The organism is Paraburkholderia ribeironis, from assembly GCF_900019265.1.
In the GTDB taxonomy this organism is placed as follows: domain Bacteria; phylum Pseudomonadota; class Gammaproteobacteria; order Burkholderiales; family Burkholderiaceae; genus Paraburkholderia; species Paraburkholderia ribeironis.
Genome location: NZ_CYGX02000010.1, coordinates 67,500 through 88,050, shown reverse-complemented (window position 1 = coordinate 88,050; position 20,551 = coordinate 67,500). Strand labels below are relative to the sequence as shown.

At 64.0% G+C, this 20,551-nt stretch carries 21 protein-coding genes; 14 read left to right on the top strand and 7 right to left on the bottom strand.

The features are described from left to right. Positions 1–18: 18 nt before the first annotated feature. A complete protein-coding gene (locus BN2475_RS05135; protein WP_342744586.1) occupies positions 19–699 on the top strand; it encodes a hypothetical protein in 681 nt (226 codons plus the stop codon). A 333-nt stretch (positions 700–1,032) separates the two neighbouring features. On the opposite strand, the gene BN2475_RS05130 is transcribed toward BN2475_RS05135, so the two are convergent. Continuing rightward, positions 1,033–2,643, bottom strand: coding sequence for a YifB family Mg chelatase-like AAA ATPase (locus BN2475_RS05130; RefSeq protein ID WP_094778476.1), 1,611 nt, complete (start codon positions 2,641–2,643; stop codon positions 1,033–1,035). 122 nt (positions 2,644–2,765) lie between these two features. Next, positions 2,766–3,023 (bottom strand): accessory factor UbiK family protein, encoded by a 258-nt coding sequence (locus tag BN2475_RS05125; RefSeq protein ID WP_094778558.1) that lies wholly within the window; start codon positions 3,021–3,023, stop codon positions 2,766–2,768. 401 nt (positions 3,024–3,424) lie between these two features. Here BN2475_RS05125 and BN2475_RS05120 point away from each other — a divergent pair, with 401 nt between their 5' ends. The 7 genes from BN2475_RS05120 to ptsP all read left to right on the top strand — a co-directional run bounded on the left by BN2475_RS05120 (position 3,425) and on the right by ptsP (position 11,217). Next, positions 3,425–3,763, top strand: a complete 339-nt coding sequence (locus tag BN2475_RS05120; RefSeq protein WP_013088261.1) for a P-II family nitrogen regulator — start codon at positions 3,425–3,427, stop codon at positions 3,761–3,763. Between the two features lie 44 nt (positions 3,764–3,807). After that, entirely contained in the window at positions 3,808–5,298 is a 1,491-nt protein-coding gene (locus tag BN2475_RS05115; protein ID WP_094778475.1) for an ammonium transporter, read from the top strand. A 236-nt stretch (positions 5,299–5,534) separates the two neighbouring features. Continuing rightward, complete coding sequence (gene gshA, locus BN2475_RS05110) at positions 5,535–6,824, top strand: glutamate--cysteine ligase (protein WP_094778474.1); 1,290 nt, start codon at positions 5,535–5,537, stop codon at positions 6,822–6,824. Between the two features lie 93 nt (positions 6,825–6,917). Then, complete coding sequence (gene gshB / locus BN2475_RS05105) at positions 6,918–7,874, top strand: glutathione synthase (protein ID WP_094778473.1); 957 nt, start codon at positions 6,918–6,920, stop codon at positions 7,872–7,874. 337 nt (positions 7,875–8,211) lie between these two features. Next, positions 8,212–8,739, top strand: a complete 528-nt coding sequence (locus tag BN2475_RS05100; RefSeq protein ID WP_094778472.1) for a PTS sugar transporter subunit IIA — start codon at positions 8,212–8,214, stop codon at positions 8,737–8,739. A gap of 133 nt (positions 8,740–8,872) precedes the next feature. Next, entirely contained in the window at positions 8,873–9,142 is a 270-nt protein-coding gene (locus tag BN2475_RS05095) for an HPr family phosphocarrier protein (RefSeq protein WP_094778471.1), read from the top strand. A gap of 326 nt (positions 9,143–9,468) precedes the next feature. Continuing rightward, positions 9,469–11,217, top strand: a complete 1,749-nt coding sequence (gene ptsP / locus BN2475_RS05090) for a phosphoenolpyruvate--protein phosphotransferase (protein ID WP_094778557.1) — start codon at positions 9,469–9,471, stop codon at positions 11,215–11,217. An 87-nt stretch (positions 11,218–11,304) separates the two neighbouring features. Here the strand turns inward: ptsP and BN2475_RS05085 are convergent, their stop codons facing one another. The 3 genes from BN2475_RS05085 to gpmA all read right to left on the bottom strand — a co-directional run bounded on the left by BN2475_RS05085 (position 11,305) and on the right by gpmA (position 14,849). After that, entirely contained in the window at positions 11,305–12,063 is a 759-nt protein-coding gene (locus tag BN2475_RS05085; RefSeq protein WP_094778556.1) for a HesA/MoeB/ThiF family protein, read from the bottom strand. A gap of 166 nt (positions 12,064–12,229) precedes the next feature. Further along, the gene (locus tag BN2475_RS05080) at positions 12,230–13,798 is read right to left on the bottom strand and encodes a S41 family peptidase (RefSeq protein WP_094778470.1); all 1,569 of its coding nucleotides are present in this window, start codon (positions 13,796–13,798) and stop codon (positions 12,230–12,232) included. 304 nt (positions 13,799–14,102) lie between these two features. Then, positions 14,103–14,849, bottom strand: coding sequence for a 2,3-diphosphoglycerate-dependent phosphoglycerate mutase (gene gpmA / locus BN2475_RS05075; RefSeq protein WP_094778469.1), 747 nt, complete (start codon positions 14,847–14,849; stop codon positions 14,103–14,105). A gap of 137 nt (positions 14,850–14,986) precedes the next feature. Between gpmA and BN2475_RS05070 the strand changes: the two genes are divergently transcribed. From BN2475_RS05070 to BN2475_RS05050, 5 genes are all read left to right on the top strand, one after another. Beyond that, positions 14,987–15,412, top strand: a complete 426-nt coding sequence (locus tag BN2475_RS05070; RefSeq protein ID WP_094778555.1) for a rhodanese-like domain-containing protein — start codon at positions 14,987–14,989, stop codon at positions 15,410–15,412. Beyond that, positions 15,409–15,669, top strand: a complete 261-nt coding sequence (grxC, locus tag BN2475_RS05065; RefSeq protein ID WP_094778468.1) for a glutaredoxin 3 — start codon at positions 15,409–15,411, stop codon at positions 15,667–15,669. The genes BN2475_RS05070 and grxC overlap by 4 nt, the downstream gene beginning before the upstream one ends. A gap of 153 nt (positions 15,670–15,822) precedes the next feature. Further along, positions 15,823–16,296, top strand: coding sequence for a protein-export chaperone SecB (gene secB, locus BN2475_RS05060; RefSeq protein WP_094778467.1), 474 nt, complete (start codon positions 15,823–15,825; stop codon positions 16,294–16,296). 22 nt (positions 16,297–16,318) lie between these two features. Beyond that, positions 16,319–17,317, top strand: a complete 999-nt coding sequence (locus BN2475_RS05055; RefSeq protein ID WP_094778554.1) for an NAD(P)H-dependent glycerol-3-phosphate dehydrogenase — start codon at positions 16,319–16,321, stop codon at positions 17,315–17,317. Positions 17,318–17,414: 97 nt separating this feature from the next. Next, complete coding sequence (locus BN2475_RS05050; RefSeq protein WP_094778466.1) at positions 17,415–17,963, top strand: O-acetyl-ADP-ribose deacetylase; 549 nt, start codon at positions 17,415–17,417, stop codon at positions 17,961–17,963. Here the strand turns inward: BN2475_RS05050 and trmL are convergent. Both trmL and BN2475_RS05040 read right to left on the bottom strand, forming a co-directional pair. Continuing rightward, entirely contained in the window at positions 17,936–18,406 is a 471-nt protein-coding gene (trmL, locus tag BN2475_RS05045; protein WP_094778465.1) for a tRNA (uridine(34)/cytosine(34)/5-carboxymethylaminomethyluridine(34)-2'-O)-methyltransferase TrmL, read from the bottom strand. The genes BN2475_RS05050 and trmL overlap by 28 nt on opposite strands. A gap of 18 nt (positions 18,407–18,424) precedes the next feature. Then, positions 18,425–19,210: a double zinc ribbon domain-containing protein gene (locus BN2475_RS05040; RefSeq protein WP_094778464.1), complete on the bottom strand. Its 786-nt coding sequence runs from the start codon at positions 19,208–19,210 to the stop codon at positions 18,425–18,427. An 83-nt stretch (positions 19,211–19,293) separates the two neighbouring features. Between BN2475_RS05040 and BN2475_RS05035 the strand changes: the two genes are divergently transcribed. Beyond that, positions 19,294–20,259 carry a methyltransferase domain-containing protein gene (locus BN2475_RS05035; RefSeq protein WP_094778463.1) on the top strand — a complete coding sequence of 322 codons (966 nt, stop codon included), beginning with the start codon at positions 19,294–19,296 and terminating at the stop codon, positions 20,257–20,259. The last annotated feature ends 292 nt before the right edge of the window (positions 20,260–20,551 follow it).

Sequence of the window (20,551 nt, the reverse complement as noted above, 5' to 3'; positions counted from 1 at the left end):
GCGCGATCTTCCGTCTCCATGTTCCGAACTGCTTGTCGCCTCAGCCGCTTTCTCGCCTGCCTGCCTGGTTGCTTATCCCGTCGTAGCCGTTTCCGCACTGCCCGGTTGGCTGGCAATAGGCCAGCCGTTTCCTTCGATGCTCCTGCGCGCTTCACGCGGGTGCGCGCGGCAGCGGGCACGGCGGCCTGCGCGCTGGCGCTCGGCGTCGCGCTCGGCGCCTGTTCGCCGACCTTCGACTGGCGCATCGTCATGAACAACGACCGCGGCTATACCGTCGATTTTCCGGCCAAGCCCGGCAACGATCAGCGGGCGGTGCAGGTGGGCGGCACACCGATGCAGATGGCGATGCAAACGGCCGAAGCCGGCAATGCCGTATTCGCGGTCGGCACCGTGATGCTGCCGGACGATGCCGAAGCCACGCAGCGCGCGGCGCTCGAATTCCTGCGCGCGGGTCTCGCCCGCAACGTAGGCGCCGCGCCTGACGCGCATGCCGTGCAAATCCCGCTCGCAGCGGGCGGCCAGGTGCTCGGCCTGGAGATGAACGTCAGCGGCGAAGCGGGTTCGCAACACGAAAAGCGCACCGTCTACGCGCGGCTGGTGGCACGCGGGCGGCACGTCTATCAGGCGGCGATCATCGCTTCGGGGCCGTTGCCGCAGGAACAGGTCGAGCAGTTTTTTTCGTCGTTCCAACTCTATTGAGACCGGTATTTTTGGCCAGTCCGGCGCACCGGAGATTATCGCACATAGTGAAAGTTTCTTCGTAAGATTACGCGCTAATTGCCGGTTTACGTTGAAGTTTTTCTCTTGCGCACAGATGCTGTGGATAACTCTGTTGAGAACTTCGCACCATTTTCCGCAAATGCCCATCCCATGGGCATCCCATCGGTTTTCGCGAACTTGGCATGTTTTAAAAAAGTCAATCAAATCAATGATTTTGTAGCCTGCCTTTCGATGCCTCTTGCAGATGTATCAAAAGGTAACGGGCATGCCCACATGTGCATAAGTCAAGTCTTGACAGCATATTTTTTCTCCTCAGAACAAACCAACAGCCCGGCGATACTGGATCGCTTCAGCGATCTGCTGGGCACTCGGCATGGCGGCGCCGGCAAGATCGGCGATGGTCCTGGCCACCTTCAGCACCCGGTAATAGGTACGTGCCGACCAGCCGAAGCGCGCGCCGGCCTCACGCAGCAGCGCCTCACCTGCCCCGTCGGGACGACAGACCTCGTCGACCTCCCGTCCTCCCAGTTCGCGATTGGTTTTGCCCTGCCGGATCAGTTGCCGCTCGCGTGCGGCGTGCACCCGTCGCGCGATCGGTGCGCTCGCTTCGCCTGGCGCGCTCGAGCGGGCCGACAGCTCCGCCGGTGTGAGCGCCGGAACCTCGAGCTGGATGTCGATGCGGTCGAGCAACGGCCCGGACAGTTTGCGCAGATACCGCGCCGCGATCTCCGGCGTGCAGCGGCAGCGGCCGCCAGGATCGCCGCGCCATCCGCATGGGCAGGGGTTCATCGCGGCGATCAATTGGCAGGCCGCGGGGAAATCGGCCTGTAAAGCGGCGCGCGAGATGGTGATGCGGCCGGCTTCGAGTGGCTCGCGCAGCGTTTCGAGTACCACGCGATCGAATTCGGGCAACTCATCAAGGAATAGCACGCCCAGATGGGCCAGCGTGATCTCGCCGGGCTGCGGCGGATTGCGTCCACCGACCAGCGCCGCCGCGCTCGACGAGTGATGTGGCGCGCGAAACGGCCGTTGTCGCCATTGCGACGGGTTGAAGCCCACCTGGCTGGCGGATAGCAGCGCCGCGGAGCTGAGCGCTTCGTCGTCGGTCATCGGCGGCAGCAGGCCGGGCAGGCGGGCGGCGAGCATCGACTTGCCGGCGCCGGGCGGCCCGATCAGCAACACATGATGTCCGCCGGCCGCGGCGACTTCGAGGGCGCGGCGTGCGGCGCGCTGGCCGATCACGTCGGCCATGTCGGGAACGACGGCGGATGCGATCTGCGCGAGGTCCGGGGCGGCGACGGGCCCGAGCCGCGCGTCGGGCGTTCCCGCGAGATGGGCGCACAGCGACGGCAGATCGGTCGCGCCATAGACGTCGACGCCGGGTACGAGTGCCGCTTCCGCGGCGCTTGCCGCGGGAAGATAGAGCTGTGGCGGGGTGTGGTGCGACGTCGGGCTCGCTGCCAACTCTGAGCCAGGTGCGCCCAGCGTGGCGGCGGCTCCGTTGCCGCCGTTGGTATGCGCGGCACTGCTGCGCGCCGTTCCGCATGCCATCGCGAAAGCGCCGCGCATGGGCCGCAGCGCGCCCGTCAACGACAGTTCGCCGGCAAACTCCCGATGCAGCAGGGAATCCGCGGGTATCTGGCCGCTCGCCGCGAGTATGCCCAGCGCGATTGGCAGATCGAAGCGGCCAGATTCCTTCGGCAGATCGGCGGGAGCCAGATTGACGGTGATGCGCCGGACGGGGAAATCGAAGCCGCAGTTTTGCAGCGCCGCGCGCACGCGCTCGCGGCTTTCGCGCACTTCCAGATCAGGAAGGCCGACGATCGAGAACGAGGGCAATCCGTTCGCGAGGTGTACCTCGACGGTTACTTCGGGCGCGCGGCCAGAGGCCGGCGCGCGGCTGCGCACCACGGCAAGCGACATGTTTTCTCCCGTCGGACGGCGCGCCGCGAGGCGCGCGCAGGTCCCCTAAAACGCTGATGACGTCACGGCTCGCTTGCCTGTGATGTGCAGCGCTGCGCAGCGAATGCGCTGCGAGCGAGGGCTTACGATGTTGGCGTCGTGACCGGCAGCTTCTGCTCGAGTTCGGCGACCCGCCGCTCCAGTTCCTCCAGGCGAGCGCGGGTGCGCACCAGCACTTGAGTCTGGGTATCGAATTCCTCGCGCGTGACCAGGTCGAGTTTCGAAAAACCCTGCGACAGCATGGCCTTGACGTTGCGCTCGATATCTTTGGCCGGTGAGTTCTTGAACAGCTCGCTCATGCGCGCCTGGAAGTCGTTAAAAACGTCGTTCGGTTGTTTCATGGTGTTCCCCTTGATGCACAAAAAATGTGCATGTTTCATTACGTCCGTGCCCGGTTTCGGCGAATGGGCCGTCTTGGTGCGTGCTTCGTTGCGTGCCGTCGCTGTATGAGCGCCTTTGGTGCGCGGCCGCGCGTCCGGAACCTTCGAACACTCTAGCAACGATCCATACGCCGCGCCACCGTGCCCAGCCATCGTTGGCCGTCCGGCCAGGGCGGCCTGAGCGTCTTGGGCAGCATGGGCGAGGCGCAGTCTTACACAACATGGCATGCGAGTTGCTGTTACTGCCCCGCGCGCCCTGTCGGAAGCTTTTTACCGACAACGCAAATGAGACCACGCGACACGGGTTACCGGTACGCAAAACGGGTTACGCAACGGGTTTACGCAACTTAGCGAGGGATTTCATGAAACTCATCACCGCAATCATCAAGCCGTTCAAGCTCGATGAGGCGCGCGAAGCCTTGTCGGCCATCGGCGTCTCGGGCATCACGGTGACCGAAGTCAAGGGCTTTGGCCGGCAGAAGGGGCACACGGAGCTGTATCGGGGTGCCGAATATGTGGTCGATTTCCTGCCGAAGGTGAAGATCGAGGCGGCCGTCTCGGACGACATCGTCGATCAGGCGATCGAGGCGCTCGAGCGCGCGGCACGCACCGGCAAGATCGGCGACGGCAAGATCTTCGTCACGCCGATCGAGCAGGTGGTGCGGATTCGTACCGGGGAGACCGGGGCGGACGCCCTGTAATACCAAAAGATAGCGACACAGATAGCGACAAGAGGAAACGAAAGATGCGCAAATTATTGATGTCCCTGCTGATGGCCGGTTCGCTGCTCGCGGGCGGTATCGGCGCCGCCCTCGCGGACGACGCTTCCGCTCCCGCAGCCGCTTCGGCAGCTGCTCCCGAGGCGACGGCCAGCGCGCCGGCGTCGGCCGCACCGGCTGCCGCGGCAGCTTCGGCACCGGCCGCTGAGGCATCCGCCGCAGCGGCTGCCAGCGCACCGGAGGCAGCATCCGCCGCCGCACCGGCTGCGCCGACCGCGCCGTTCTCGGTCGATTCGTCGAAGATCAATTCGGGCGACACCGCCTGGATGCTGACCTCCACCGCGCTCGTGCTGTTCATGACGATCCCCGGTCTGGCGCTGTTCTACGGCGGCATGGTCCGCAAGAAGAACGTGCTCGCGACGCTGATGCAAAGCTTCGCGATCACCTGCCTCGTGACGATCGTCTGGACGGTGGTGGGCTACAGCATCGCCTTCACGCCGGGCGGCTCGTTCATCGGCGGCTTCTCGCGCGTCTTCATGGCGGGCATGAACTACATCAAGGGCGACAAGGCGACCACGCTGACCGTCAGCCACCTGGCCCCGACGATCCCGGAAACGGTCTACTTCGTCTATCAGATGACGTTCGCGATCATCACCCCGGCGCTGATCACGGGCGCGTTTGCCGACCGCATGAAGTTCTCGGCGATGCTGGTGTTCATGACGCTGTGGTCGATCATCGTCTACTCGCCGATCGCGCACATGGTCTGGGAACCGACCGGCTGGCTGGCTACCGCGGGCATCCTCGACTTCGCGGGCGGCACGGTGGTGCACATCAACGCCGGTATCGCCGGTCTGGTCTGCTGCCTCGTGCTCGGCAAGCGCATCGGTTTCAACAAGGAACCGATGGCGCCGCACAACCTGACGCTCACGCTGATCGGTGGCGCCATGCTGTGGGTGGGCTGGTTCGGCTTCAACGCGGGTTCGGCAGTGGCGGCTGACGGCCGTGCCGGTTTCGCGATGTTCGCCACCCAGGTGGCAACCGCAGCGGCAGCACTCGCATGGATGTTCGCCGAATGGGCGGCCAAGGGTAAGCCGTCGGTGCTCGGTATCGTGTCGGGCGCGGTGGCGGGTCTGGTGGCGATCACGCCGGCTTCGGGCTTCGTCGGTACGCTCGGCGCGCTGGTGATCGGTATCGTGGCCGGCGTGGTCTGCTTCTGGTCGGCAACGTGGCTCAAGCACAAGCTCGGTTACGACGACTCGCTCGACGCGTTCGGCGTGCACTGCATCGGCGGTATCGTGGGTGCGTTGCTGACGGGTGTGTTCGCAGTGAAGGACATCGGCGGCTTCGACGGTAGCCTCGTCCTGCAAGCCAAGGGCGTGCTGACGACGTTGATCTACAGCGGCGTGGTGAGCTTCATCCTGCTGAAGGTCATCGACATGGTGATGGGCATCCGCGTGAAGGAAGAGCAGGAACGCGAAGGCCTCGACGTGAGCCTGCACGGCGAACGCGTCGAATAAGGAATGCTCCGCGAGCCCGCGCTCCCGGGCTCGAAGGATGACGAACGAGCACAGCGACTTTGGCCCGCCTTCATGGCGGGCTTTTTTCTTGCGCGCTGGCTTGGAAACGCTATTTTTCCGCGCCTATCATCACAATAGGGAGAATGCATTCGTGTCTGCTTGCGAATGGAGAAACCGTCCCCAAATGGACAAAGCATTTGCTCTACAATCTTTTTTCTCCAGTCTGCGAGTGATCAATGGTTCCGCACCTAGTTACGGCGTTAAACGGCCCGCTGCTCGACCTCGAGCGGAAGATCCTCGACGCCACGCCGGCCATCGAACGCTGGTTCCGGCTCGAATGGCAGGAGCACACGCCGCCGTTCTATTGCTCCGTCGATCTGCGTAACGCGGGTTTCAAGCTCGCGCCGGTCGACACCAACCTGTTCCCCGGTGCATTCAACAATCTGCCGCAGGAAGTGCTGCCGCTCGCCGTGCAGGCCGCGATGGCGTCGATCGAGAAGATCTGCCCGGACGCCAAGAATCTGCTGGTGATTCCCGAGCGCCACACGCGCAACGCGTTTTACCTCGAAAACGTCGCCCGGCTGGCCGCGATCATGCGCCAGGCGGGCTTGAACGTGCGTTTCGGCACGCTCGACGAAAGCATCAACGGACCGGTCACGATCGCGCTGTCGGACGGCCAGAAGCTCGTGCTCGAACCGCTCGAGCGCTCGCCGCGGCGCCTCGGGCTGAAGAATTTCGATCCGTGCTCGATTCTGTTGAATAACGACTTGTCGGGCGGCATTCCGCCCGTGCTGGAAAACCTGCACGAGCAGTATTTGCTGCCGCCGCTGCATGCGGGCTGGGCCGTGCGCCGCAAATCGACGCATTTCTCCTGCTATGACGACGTCGCGAAGAAGTTCGCGAAGATGGTCGAGATCGATCCGTGGATGATCAATCCGTACTTCGCGCACGTCGAAGGCGTCGATTTCCAGCAGCGCACCGGCGAGGAAGCGCTCGCCGACGCAATCGACGGCGTCCTCAAAAAGATCGCCAAGAAGTATCGCGAGTACGGCATCTCCGAGAAACCGTATGTCGTCATCAAGTCGGACGCGGGCACCTATGGCATGGGTGTCATGACCCTGCACGACGCGTCGGAAGTGGCCGCGCTCACCAAGCGTGAACGCGCCAAGATGGCGGCTACCAAAGACGGCCTCGAAGTGCATGACGTGATCGTGCAGGAAGGCGTGTACACGTTCGAGCGCATCGGCGAGGAAGTCGCCGAGCCGGTCGTCTACATGATCGACCGCTATGTGGTGGGCGGTTTCTATCGCGTGCACGGCAGCCGCGAGCGCGACCAGAACCTGAACGCACCCGGCATGCACTTCGTGCCGCTCGGCTTCGAGCATACGGCGCTGCCGGACGCGCATGCGAAGCCTGGCGCGGCGCCGCCGAACCGTTTCTACATGTACGGGGTGGTGGCGCGGCTCGGGCTGCTCGCTGCATCGGTCGAACTGGAAAAGACCGATCCGGAAGCCATCCAGGTCTGACCGTGGGCGCTGGCGGCACGCGTGCCGCCAGCGCCATTTTCGACCACACTATTACGTTCAATGCCAAGCCCGTCTGGGCGCACCGGAACCTTCATGGATATTCTTTTCATCGCCGATCCGCTCGCGCAATTCAAGATCTACAAAGACTCGACCTACGCGATGATGGCCGAAGCGGCGCGCCGCGGTCACGTGCTCTACACCTGCGAGCCGAAGCACCTGGCGTGGACGGGCGGCGACGTCGAGGCGAACGTGCAGCGTGTGGCGATCGTCGGCGACGTCACGGATTTGCATCGCGACTTCTGGTACGCCGCTGAACCGGCCGCGCCGCGCACGCTGAAGAGTTTCAGCGCGGTGGTGATGCGCAAGGACCCGCCGTTCGACATGGAATACGTCACGTCGACGTGGCTGCTCGAAATGGCCGAACGCGGCGGCGCACGCATTTTCAACAAGCCGCAGGCGATCCGCGACCATTCGGAAAAGCTCGCGATCGCCGAGTTCGCACAGTTCGTCGCGCCCACGCTGGTCACGCGCGACCCCACCCGTCTGCGGGCGTTCCACGAACAGCACGGCGACGTGATCCTCAAGCCGCTCGACGGCATGGGCGGTATGGGTGTGTTTCGCGTCAAGGCCGACGGCATGAACCTCGGTTCGATCATCGAATTGTTGAGCCACGACGGCGCGCGCTCGGTGATGGCGCAAAAATTCATCCCCGAGATCAAGGACGGCGACAAGCGCATACTGCTGATCGGCGGCGAAGCGGTGCCGTATTCGCTTGCGCGAATTCCTCAGGGTAATGAAGTGCGCGGCAATCTCGCGGCCGGTGGTCTCGGCGTGGCGCGACCGCTCACCGGACAAGATCGCAAGATCGCCGACACGCTCGCGCCGATTCTCGCGGCACGTGGCCTACTGCTGGTCGGGCTGGATGCGATCGGCGACTGGCTGACCGAAGTCAACGTGACGAGCCCGACCTGTTTCCGCGAGATCATGGACCAGACTGGCTTCGACGTGGCCGCGATGTTCATCGACGCACTGGAGCGCGCAGCGGGCTAAGGTGCGAGCCCGCCCCTTGAATGGCCGCCGTGACACCCAAGCTGTGTAGTAAATCCGCATCGAGCGCAGCGCCGGCTTTGGCGCGAAAATGAGCCTGCTACAATGCCCGCTCCTCCGCGCCAAGCCGGACGATGGCTTCTGATGGGTGTCGCCGGTACGGAGTGCGGACTGTGGACGGGCAGTTTTCCTGGCGGCGCCCGCATGGCGTCAAGCGCTGCGAGCCGCTCGTTAAATGGTGCGTTCCAGCTCTCATGGTCCACGGCCGATCGAGGGCGCTGACGAGCCGGGCTTGGTCCCGGCCGTTGGTTCGGGGCCGTTCTTTTGCAGCAAGGCTGACATGGCAGGCATTCTGATCATTGCGCACGCTCCGTTCGCCACTGCGTTGCGCGATTGTATTTCGCATATCTATGGTGGCTTGCCGGCGCGGATCGGTGTGATCGATGTATCGCCCGATTGCGATCCCGCCCAAATGGTTGTGGTCGCGAGCACGGAGATCGAGCGTCTCAAGGAAGAGAACGGCGCCCTCGTGCTCACCGATATGTTCGGTGCAACGCCAGCGAATATCGCGGGTCGGCTTGCCACGGTGCCGAATGTGCGCGTACTGTGCGGCGTCAACTTGCCGATGCTGGTGCGCGCGGTCTGTTATCGCGCTACCCCGCTCGACACGCTGGTCGACAAGGCGCTCGCCGGCGCGACCAAGGGCGTGCATGCGATCGGACCAGCGGTACCCGCGTGCGCCGAGCCTGCCACGGCTGCGGGCGAATGCGTGGCGGCTCTGCCGCCCGATGCGGCGCCCGGCGATTGTCTGCCCGCGTTGCCGGCCGATGCGGATCTGACCCAGAAGGCCGACTCGGCCGGTTTATAGGTAGCACGCGAGGCAGCACAGCGAGGCAGCACGGAAAAGCCACGCGACCGGCTTGTCAAGGCTTCAATCGCATTGCCACAGGTTTGCAGTTTCACTCTTCACAACCACACTTACCCGCGCTTCGGACCACCACATGCTGCAACACGAAACGACTATTGTGAACAAGCTGGGGCTGCACGCACGCGCGTCGGCCAAGTTGACGCAACTCGCGGGCAACTACCAGGCGGAAATCTGGATGAGCCGCAATGGCCGCCGTATCAATGCGAAGAGCATCATGGGTGTGATGATGCTGGCTGCAGGCATCGGCAGCACCGTGCTGATCGAAACGGAAGGCGCTGACGAAAAAGAGGCGATGGACGCATTGCTGAAACTGATCGCGGATAAATTCGGCGAGGGACAATAAGCAACGCGTGCACGTTTGCGATGAGCGCCAACGCCGCGGCTGTCCGCGGCGTTTTTTTTAGCGCATGATTGAGTGCACTTCGGCGGTCCATTGATTCGCGAGACGGCGCGTGAATCGACCTGCCCGTTAGCGTGTATGCATGCCGGATGCGTGTCGGCGGAACGCAAGCGCGCTGAAGGCATAGGGTCGTGTTGATTACGACAATTCGTGCTGCGCTGCACACAGCCCCGGGCTATCTGCCGAGGGTGCGGAATTTATAATGACGACACGAGTCTGAGCGCATTGCAGCGGTTTGCCGCGGCATCACACAACTAGAGGAGGTGCGCGTGTCCTTCACGCTGCATGGAATTCCCGTGTCACGCGGTATCGCCATTGGGCGGGCCTATCTGATCGCCCCGGCAGCACTTGACGTGGACCACTATCTGATCGAACCCACGCAGATCGACGGGGAAGTCGGGCGCTTTCGCGCGGCCCAGCAACACGTTCATCACGAGCTCGACGCGTTGCGCGCCGATCTCGCCGCGGATGCGCCGAGCGAAATGGGCGCATTCATCAATGTTCATTCAATGATCCTGAACGATGCGATGCTCGTGCAGGAAACCATCGACCTGATCCGCACGCGCCGCTACAACGTGGAGTGGGCGCTAACCGAACAACTCGAGCGCCTGTCACGCCATTTCGACGATATCGAAGACGAGTACCTGCGCGAGCGCAAAGCCGACATCGAACAGGTCGTCGAGCGCGTGCTGAAGGCGCTTGCGGGCGCATCGGCGACGCTGGCCGATGGCGTGCACGGTGCGTGCAGCGAGATGATCGTGGTCGCGCACGACATCGCGCCGGCCGACATGCTGCAGTTCAAGACGCAGACGTTTCAGGGCTTCGTCACGGACCTCGGCGGTCGCACGTCGCATACGGCGATCGTCGCGCGCAGCCTGGGCATCCCGGCCGCGGTCGGCGTGCAGCACGCGAGCTCGCTGATCCGTCAGGACGACCTGATCATTGTCGATGGCGATCATGGCATCGTGATCGTCGATCCCGCGCCGATCGTGCTGGAGGAATACTCATACCGTCAAAGCGAGAAGGAGCTCGAGCAGCGCAAGCTGCAGCGGCTGAAGTTCTCGCCGACGCAAACGCTGTGCGGCACGCGCATCGACCTGTGGGCGAACATCGAGCTGCCGGAAGACGCACACGCGGCGGTCAACTCGGGGGCAACTGGCGTGGGCCTGTTCCGCACCGAGTTCCTGTTCATGAATCACAAGGACCGCATGCCGGAAGAGGAGGAGCAGTTTGCCGCGTACCGTCGGGCGGTCGAGTTGATGAACGGCTTGCCGGTCACGATTCGCACCATCGACGTCGGCGCCGACAAGCCGCTCGACTCGATGAGCGCAGGCGATGACTATGAGCCCGCCGCGAATCCGGCGCTGGGACTCAGAGCGATTCGCTGGAGTCTCTCGGAGCCGCAAATGTTCCTCACGCAGTTGCGCGCGATTCTGCGCGCGTCGGCGTTCGGCAAGGTGAAGATTCTGATTCCGATGCTCGCGCACGCGCAGGAAATCGACCAGACGCTCGATCTGATTCACGAAGCCAAGCGTCAACTGGACGACGCGGGCATCGCCTACGATCCGAATGTGCAGGTCGGCGCGATGATCGAAATTCCGGCCGCCGCGATTGCGTTGCCGCTGTTCCTGAAGCGGCTCGACTTTCTGTCGATCGGCACCAACGATCTGATCCAGTACACGCTGGCAATCGATCGTGCGGACAACTCGGTTGCGCACCTTTACGACCCGCTGCATCCGGCGGTGCTGCATCTGATCGCGTTCACGTTGCGCGAGGCGAAGCGCGCGGGCGTACCCGTGTCGGTGTGCGGCGAGATGGCGGGGGATCCGGCGTTGACGCGTCTGTTGCTCGGCATGGGTCTCACCGAGTTCTCGATGCATCCGAGCCAGTTGCTGGTGGTCAAGCAGGAAGTGCTGCGCTCGCATCTGAAGACGCTTGAAAAGCCGGTCGCCGATGTACTGGCTTCGTTCGAACCGGAAGAAGTGCAGGCGGCGCTCAGACGCGTCGCGCAGGCGTGAAACGCCAGCCTGGTGGCTTCAAACGGAAAACGCCGCACGTCCCGTCGTGCGGCGTTTTTTCATGTGGCGTTCAGCGTTTCGCAGGCATCAAGCGTGATGCGTTTGCCCGCACACCGGGCAATCCGGCTGGCGCGCGACACGCATCGTGTTCCATTCCATCCGCAGCGAATCGAGCATCATCAGGCGGCCCACCAGCGGCGTGCCGATCTCGCCAATCACCTTGAGCGCTTCAGCGGCCTGCATCGAGCCGATGATGCCGACCGTCGGCGCGAACACACCCATCGTCGAGCATGCGACTTCCTCGAATGGCTGGTCTTCCGGAAATACGCACGCATAGCACGGCGACGCGGCGTCGCGGAAATCGAAGGTGCTGATCTGGCCGTCGAAGCGCAACGCCGCGCCCGACACCAGTGGCACGCCGTGCTTCACGCACGCGCGATTGATCGCGTGGCGCGTCGCGAAATTGTCGGTGCAATCGAGCACGACGGTGGCGTGCGGGACCTCGCGATCGAGCCATGCATCGTCGACGCGCTCGGCCACCGCGTTCACCGCCACCTCGGGATTGAGCTGTGCGATCGCATCGCGCCCGGACTCCACCTTCTTGCGCCCGATCGATGCGCTGACGTGCAGGATCTGCCGCTGCAGATTGGTCAGATCGACCGTATCGGCATCGACCAGCGTCAAACGGCCGACGCCGGCTGCCGCGAGATACATCGCAGCAGGCGAACCCAGGCCGCCCGCGCCGACGATGATCGCGTGCGCGTCGATGAAGCGCTGCTGCGCCTCGATGCCGATTTCGTCGACGAGGATGTGGCGGGAGTAGCGAAGGAGTTGATCGTCATTCATGGCGGGGCGCGTCAGTGTGCCGCGCATCGGGACGCAGACCTGCGGTCCGCCGCGCGCGTGGTGTGGCTGTTATTTTAATCGCGCGAAGGGTGGGGGGGCGTTGCGGGTGTTGCCGTGTGTCTTCGCAGCTCGATGCGCTGCGAAGACACACACCAGGGCGGGCTGCTTACTTGCCTTGCGCAGCCGGCGCCGAAGCCGGGACCGATGCGCCCGGCACCGGTTGCGTTGGCTTCACCGCGACCGGCGCGGACGCCGACGTGGCCGGCTTGTTCTGCGCGAGACGGCGCTCGGTCAGCGACTTCGATTCCTGAACCGGCTTGCCTTCGAGCTTGCCCAGCCCCTGTTGCAGCATGAAGTCGTCGGTCGAACCGAATTCGACCGGCTTGCGCTCACGATCCTTCTGGCGCTGTTCCGGCGTCTTCTTGTCGTTCTGTTCTTCGAGCTGGCGCAGCTGGTCCATGCGTTCCTGTTCGCGCTGTTCCGCTTCCTTCTTCTCGTTCGGGTCCTGCGTGTTCGCAAGGTGATTCGAGTAGTCGACTTCGCGGGTCACGAGCGCGTCGTCCGGGTCGCCTTCGGCGTACTGATCGACCGGGATGTCGGGGCGGATGCCCTTGTTCTGGATCGAACGGCCGCTCGGCGTGTAGTAGTACGCGGTGGTCAGGCGCAGCGCGGTTTCCGCGGTCATGGGTCGGACGGTTTGCACCGAACCCTTGCCGAAGGTGGTCTTGCCGAGGATCAGCGCACGATGCTGATCCTGCAACGCACCCGCGACGATTTCCGACGCCGACGCCGAGTACGCGTTGGTCAGCACGACCATCGGCACGGTCTTGAAGATCGGCGGGATGTCCTTCAGCGGATCGTTCTCGAAGGATTGCAGGCGGTAGTTGTCGTAAGTGTCGCGATAGACCTGCTTCGAATCCGGGATCTGTCCATTGGTGGACACCACCACCGAGTTCGGCGGCAGGAACGCGCCGGCCACGCCGACCGCGCTTTGCAGCAGACCGCCGCCGTTGTTGCGCAGATCGAGGATGAGACCCTTCAGGTTCGGCTCCTGGCGCGCAATGTCTTGCAGCTTGGCGGCCAGATCAGGCGTGGTGCGTTCCTGGAAGCTGGTGATACGCACATACGCGAAGCCAGGCGCCAGAATCTTCGCCTTGACCGACTGCACCTTGATGATCGCACGCGTCACGGTGAGCGGGAACGTGCGGTCGTCGGTCTTGCGGAAGATGGTCAGTGTGACCTTGGTGCCCGGCTCGCCGCGCATCTGCTTGACCGCCTGGTCGAGCGTCATGCCGCGCACGGGCTTGTCGTTGATGCGTGTGATCAGGTCGCCCGGACGGATGCCGGCGCGGAACGCAGGTGTGTCTTCAATCGGCGAAATGACCTTGATCAGACCGTCTTCCGACGAAATTTCGATGCCCAGACCGGCGAAGCGACCCTTGGTCTGCTCCTGCAGTTCTTCGTAGTCGGTCTTGTCGAGGTACGACGAATGCGGGTCGAGGCTCGACACCATGCCCTTGATCGCAGAGGTGAGGAGCTTTTTGTCGTCGACCGGTTCGACGTATTCGTGTTTGATTTGCCCGAAGACTTCGGCAAAGAGCCTGAGTTGGTCTAGCGGCAGCGGTGCGGCCGCGCTAGCGGGTTGCTGGGCCGAGGCGGAAAGTTGCAGGGTGGCAAATGCACCGGTAGCAAGGCCCGCGGCGATCAGGCCGATATTTTTCAGGTTCTTTCGCATAGAGTCTGTTGCGGTCGGAAGCGCGTGGCAGCGTAGAGGAAATTGGACGGACAAGTATAACTGCACACTCGCCTTGACAGGGGAAGGCGCAGGCAATCGTGATTCGACAACAGGGACCCGACCGGGTTCGTGCGATCGCGCCCTCGATGGCGAAGTAATCTGCGGTAATACGCCGCTGACATCTGGAGCACCCCACTCGCGCGAGGCCGGCCGCGCCCACCGGTGCTCGTTGTTGGTCGGCGCGGGTTCTGCGCCGCGGCTGCGCTGGGTTTCTTCAGCGCAAAGCCGCGGCACGAGGGCGGAATCAGCCCGCCTTGCCTTGCTTGGCGACCGCGGCTTGCGCCTGTGCGATCGCTTCCGGGTCGCCCAGATAGTAATGCTGGATCGGCTTTAGGTTCTCGTCGAGTTCATAGACGAGCGGCACGCCGTTCGGGATATTCAGGCCGACGATGTCGCTGTCCGAGATGTTATCGAGGTACTTGACCAGCGCGCGGATCGAATTGCCGTGCGCGGCGATCAAGACCTTGCGGCCCGACTTGATGGCCGGCGCGATCGATTCGTTCCACAGCGGCAGAACACGCGCGACCGTGTCTTTCAGGCATTCGGTGAGCGGCAGCTGTTCGCGCGGCACCTTCGCGTAGCGCGGATCGTCGTACGGCGCGCGTTCGTCCGTCGGCTCCAGCGCCGGCGGCGGCGTGTCGTAGCTGCGGCGCCAGACCAGCACCTGGTCGTCGCCGAATTTGGCGGCGGTTTCCGCCTTGTTCAGCCCCGACAGCGCGCCGTAGTGGCGCTCGTTCAGGCGCCACGAATGGACGACTGGCAGATACATCAGATCCATCTGGTCCTGCACGTGCCACAGCGTGCGGATCGCGCGCTTGAGCACGGACGTGTAGGCGATGTCGAACGTGTAGCCGGATTCCTTGAGCAGCACACCCGACTGCTGCGCTTCACGGTTGCCCTGCTCGGTGAGGTCGACGTCGATCCAGCCGGTGAAGCGGTTTTCCTTGTTCCACGTCGATTCGCCGTGGCGGATGAGAACGAGTTTGTACATGAGATTGCCGGTCGGTAGTGAGGAAGCGGTAAAGCGCTGCGAGGTTCCTCTAGAGGAGCGCCGCCATCGCGTCAGACGGTTATTTTATAATGGGTGGATTGTCCTTTTCGATTTCCCTCTTTTTCGGCGGATTTTCCGTGAAGTTTTTCACTGACTACACAAACCTTGTACTGATCGCGATCGTCCTCATCTCCGGTGGGTTGCTGCTGTGGCCGACGATCAGCCGGCGTGGCCGTGGCGGCCTGTCGGCCGCGGAAGCGACCCAACTGATCAACCGGCGCAACGCGGCGGTCATCGATCTGCGGCCGTCCGCCGATTTCGCCAAAGGGCATTTGCCCGCGGCACGGCACCTTGAATTCGCGGACTTGCAGGCGAAGGTGGCGCAGCTCGTGAAGAACAAGAGCAACCCGGTGCTGCTGGTGTGCCAGACCGGCCAGCAATCGAACAAGGCAGCGCGTATCGTGCAGGATGCAGGATACGCGGAAGTCCATGTTCTCGAAGGCGGCGTCGACGCCTGGCAGAAAGCCGGTATGCCGGTTGTGAAACAAGGAGCAGCGAAGTGAACAAAGTGATCATGTACAGCACCCAGGTGTGCCCGTATTGCCAGATGGCCGAACGTCTTTTAAAGTCGCGCGGCGTTGCGCACGTCGAGAAGGTACTGATCGACAAGGACCCGTCCCGTCGCGACGAGATGATGACCCGGACCGGTCGTCGCACGGTGCCGCAGGTGTTCATCGGCGAGACGCATGTTGGCGGGTACGATGACCTGTCCGCGCTCGACCGCGCGGGCGGTTTGATGCCGCTGCTCGAAGCCGCCTGAATTCGCCCGCCGGCCGGCGCGCAAGCGGGCGGCTGGGTGTAATACAAGCCGGCGTATGCCTGCCACGATGGGCGGGCCATGCGCCGCAACGATCTGGCGACCCATGCAATCATGGACCGCCGCCATGCATACCTATCAGGGAATTACTCAATCATGTCCGACGAGAACAACCAGCCGTTCTTCAATATCCAGCGCATCTACCTAAAGGACATGTCGCTCGAGCAGCCGAATTCGCCGGCTATCTTCCTCGAGCAGGAAATGCCGTCGGTCGAAGTCGAAGTCGACGTGAAGGCCGAACGCCTCGCCGACACGGTGTTCGAGATCCTCGTCACCGGCACCGTCACGGCCAAGGTGTCGGACAAGGTCGCGTTCCTGATCGAAGCCAAGCAAGCCGGCATTTTCGACATCCGCAACATCCCGACCGAGCAGATCGATCCGCTGGTCGGCATTGCATGCCCGACGATCCTGTTCCCGTACCTGCGCTCGAACATCGCCGATGCGATCACGCGCGCCGGTTTCCCGCCGATCCACCTCGCCGAGATCAACTTCCAGGCGCTGTACGAGCAACGTCTCGCGCAGATGGGCAGCCAGGACGGCGCGGCGCAACACGACGGCGTCACGCACTAACATGTCGCAGGCAGTGCCGGCCATGAAGGTTGCTGTCCTCGGTGCTGGCGCATGGGGCACGGCCCTCGCCGGCCATCTGGCCTTACGGCACGACACGGTGTTGTGGGCGCGCGAGTCCGCGCTCATTGCCGAGCTTTCCTCTGCGCACGAAAACGCCCGCTATCTGGCGGGTGTTGCGTTGCCGCCGGCGCTTCGTTACGAAGCGGACCTGAGCGCCGCGCTCGACCATGCGCTCGCCGACGACGCCTTGTGCGTCGTGGCGACGCCCGTGGTCGGCCTGCGCGGCTTGTTGCGGACGATGCGCGACGCGGGCAAGGTGCCGGCGATTGTGGTGTGGTTGTGCAAGGGTTTCGAAGCCGAGTCGCAGTTGTTGCCGCATCAGGTGGTCGCGGCTGAATTGCCGGCGCATCGCAGTAACGGCGTGCTGTCCGGTCCGAGCTTCGCGCGCGAAGTCGGGCAGGGTCTGCCGGTCGCGCTGACCATTGCGAGCCAGTCGGCGGCGTGCCGCGAGCACACGGTCGCCGCGTTCCATCATGGCGCGATGCGCATCTACACCGGCGACGACATCGTCGGCGTGGAGGTGGGCGGCGCGGTGAAGAACGTGCTGGCCATTGCGACCGGTATTGCCGACGGTCTGGGACTCGGTCTGAACGCGCGCGCGGCGCTGATTACACGCGGGCTGGCCGAGATGTCGCGCCTTGGCGTGACGCTCGGCGGACGGGCCGAAACGTTCACTGGCCTGACCGGCCTCGGCGATCTGATTCTGACCGCGACGGGCGACCTGTCGCGCAATCGCACGGTCGGTGTGCAACTCGCCGCGGGCCGTACGCTCGACGACATCCTCGGCGCGCTCGGCCACGTGGCCGAAGGCGTGCGTTGCGCGCAAGCGGTACTCGCGATTGCCCGCGCTCACGCAATCGAGATGCCGATCACGCAAGCGGTATGCGCCGTGCTGTTCGATGGCGTAGCGCCTCGCGATGCCGTCAGCGCCCTGCTGCGGCGCGACTCCAAAGCCGAATAAAGCTTGTCTTTCAGCCGTTTGGCGCGCTTTGGCGTTGAACGGCTGCCTCCCATCGCTGTCCACGTTGCTATCGGCGCTTCGGGATAGCGAGGTTCTCATGCTCATTCTCAATCGTTGCACGCTGGAGGCGCGCGTAGTCGACATCACGACGCTCGCGGTGGATGCGATCGTCAATGCCGCGAATACGTCGCTGTTGGGCGGAGGTGGCGTGGATGGTGCGATTCATCGCGCGGCGGGCAAGGACTTGCTGCGCGAATGCGAAACGCTGGGCGGCTGCGCGACCGGCGATGCCAAGCTGACCGGCGGCTACCGCTTGCCGGCCAGCCACGTGATTCATGCGGTCGGCCCGGTATGGCGGGGCGGCGCGCATGGCGAAGCCGACCTGCTCGCGTCCTGCTACCGGCGCTCACTGGAGGTGGCGCGCGACGCGCAATGCAAGAGCATTGCGTTTCCCGCGATCAGTTGCGGCATCTACCATTTCCCCGCCGACGACGCGGTGCGCATTGCAGTCGCCACCGTGCTCGACACGTTGCCGCGTGTGCCGCAAATCGAACAGGTGCTGTTCGCCTGTTTCGACGACGCCATGTTCGTGCGCTACGAGGCGGAGTTGACGCGCCGTCAGGCGCCACCGTCGAAGCCGGTCTGACGCCAGGCTTCAAACACCACCACCGCGACGGTATTCGACAGATTCAGGCTGCGGTTGCCGGGACGCATCGGCAGGCGCACGCGCTGCTCGTTCGGGAACTGGTCGAGCACCGCGTCGGGCAGGCCGCGCGTTTCGGCGCCGAACACGAACCAGTCGCCGGTCTGGAACGCATGCTCGTGAAAGCGGCCCGAGCCGCGCGTGGTGAAGGCGAACATGCGCGCCGGGTCCGGCGTTTCTTTCGCGACGAACGCGGCCCAATCGGCGTGCACGTTCATCTGCGCATACTCGTGATAGTCGAGGCCGGCGCGCCGCAGCTTGGCGTCGTCGAGCGGAAAGCCGAGCGGTTCGATCAGATGCAGCCGGGCGCCGGTATTGGCGCACAGGCGAATCACGTTGCCGGTGTTCGGCGGAATTTCCGGTTCGACGAGAACGACGTTGAACATAGTGAGACCAGGTGGAGACTAGTTTTTTGGTGTGCGCAGCGCGACGAAGTTCGTCACACGCCGCGCACCGGCAGCTTTGAGCGTGCGCGCCAGCGCTTCGAGCGTCGCGCCGGTCGTCATCACATCGTCGACCACGCCGACATGCAGGCCACGCACCGCTTGCGCGACCACGAATGCGCGGCCGACGTTCAGCCGACGCGCGTCGAGATCGAGCCGCGACTGCGGGACGGTGTGGATCACTCTGCGCAGCAAGGTGGCGTCGCTGCGCACCTGCAGCGCGCGAGCGAGCGGCCTGGCGATCTGCCATGCCTGGTTGTAGCCGCGCTCTTTCAGGCGTTGGCCAGCGAGTGGCACCGGTGCGATCACGTCGGGCCAGTCGGATTCATCTCGCCAGGCGTCCTGCGCGAGCCGCGCGAGGCGTTGCGCGAACTCGCTCGCAAGCATCAGCCGGGCGCGAAATTTCAGGCCGACCGCCAGCGTGTCGAGCGGGGCGCGATAGTCAGCGAGCGCGAACGTGGCGTCGAACGGCGGCGGCTCGGCGATGCAGTCCGCGCAGCGATAGCACGCATGAGCCGCGCGACGCGTGGCTGCTAAAGGGACGGCGCACACGGTGCAGCGCAACCGGCTCTGGTTCCAATAAGCTTCGTCGCAGCCAGCGCACAACGTCTTATGCGACAAATTGCCGCAGAGTGCGCAGAGGTTCGGCAATACCGCATGCATCACGTGCGGCCACGCCGAATGCAAGCCACGTGCGAAACGCGCGAATCTGCCGCCTGAAGACGAAGAAAGTGGTCGGAATGACACGAATGGACGCCCGCGAGGGCCTTGCACGCTGATTGCCGGGAAGCGAACGAGTATACTTCGTGCTCCACGCCAGCACGACACTCATGCCCCAGACTCCCGCTCAATCAGGCCGTCCGGCCTATGATTCCCGGCGCCTCCGGCGTATTTTCGACCGCCGTGCCGGAACCTTCGGCGAGGTGGCGTTCCTGCCGCGCGAGATCGCGCAGCGCATGCGCGAGCGTCTCGACTACATCAAGGTCACGCCGTCGAGCGTGCTCGACGCAGGCTGTGGCATGGGCGACGACATCCCCGCACTGCGCGAGCGCTTTCCCGAGGCGCCGGTGTTCGGCTCCGATCTGTCGCACGGCATGCTGATGCGCGCGTTGCATCACGATGCGGGCGACACCAGCTGGCGGCGTTTTCTGCCGGCGTCGCTCGGCAAGGCGCTGGGCGCCCGCGGCCCGCGCTTCGCGCAAGCCGATTTCTCGGCGCTCCCATTCGCGGCCGGCGCCTTCGAATTCATCTGGTCCAATCTCGCGCTGCACTGGCATTCGCGGCCCGATCTCGTGTTCCCCGAGTGGCAGCGCGTGCTGAAAGTGAACGGCCTGCTGATGTTCAGCACGCTCGGTCCCGACACCCTCAAGGAGTTGCGCGGCGTCTACGCCGAAGTCGAAGCCGCGCATGGCGTTGCATCGCGCAAGCATGTGATCGACTTCGTCGATATGCATGACCTCGGCGACATGCTGGTCGAAAGCGGCTTTGAAATCCCCGTGATGGACCAGGAAACGCTCACGATCACCTACAAGTCGCCTGCGTCGCTGCTCGGCGACGTGCGCCGCTGGGGCGCGTATCCGTTCGAGCGCGACGCGTCGTCGAACCTTGCCTCGCGCAGACTGTACAAGGCCTTGCTGGCCGCCCTCGAAGCCCGCCGGCGCGCCGACGGCACCATCGCGCTGACCTTCGAGGTGATCTACGGACACGCATGGAAAGCGGTGCCGCGCACCACGGCCGAAGGGCACGGCATCGTGCGGATCGAGGACATCGGACGAGGCCCGTCGAGGAATCGCTGAAGCGGTAAAGGGGACGTCTGTTATCTCCGGAATTTGCGCTTCGGAAGCTCCCCAAAGGCTGCGTCAAAATGGCGCGGAGGCTTGTCGCACGTGGCTTGTGGGCCAATCGGGGCTTGCTTGTGGATGCTATGGATCGCGCCTATAATGCGTCAGTTTGTCGCCCGCAGTTCCCACATTTGGGGCGGCAGGCCCGAGGCGCAGGGTTGCAACACGAAGTGATGCGGTAGGGTCCGCGCGGCCGGCATCGGCGGCCGCAAGGATTGGCCGAAAGCGGTGGTTCGCAGGAGGCAGC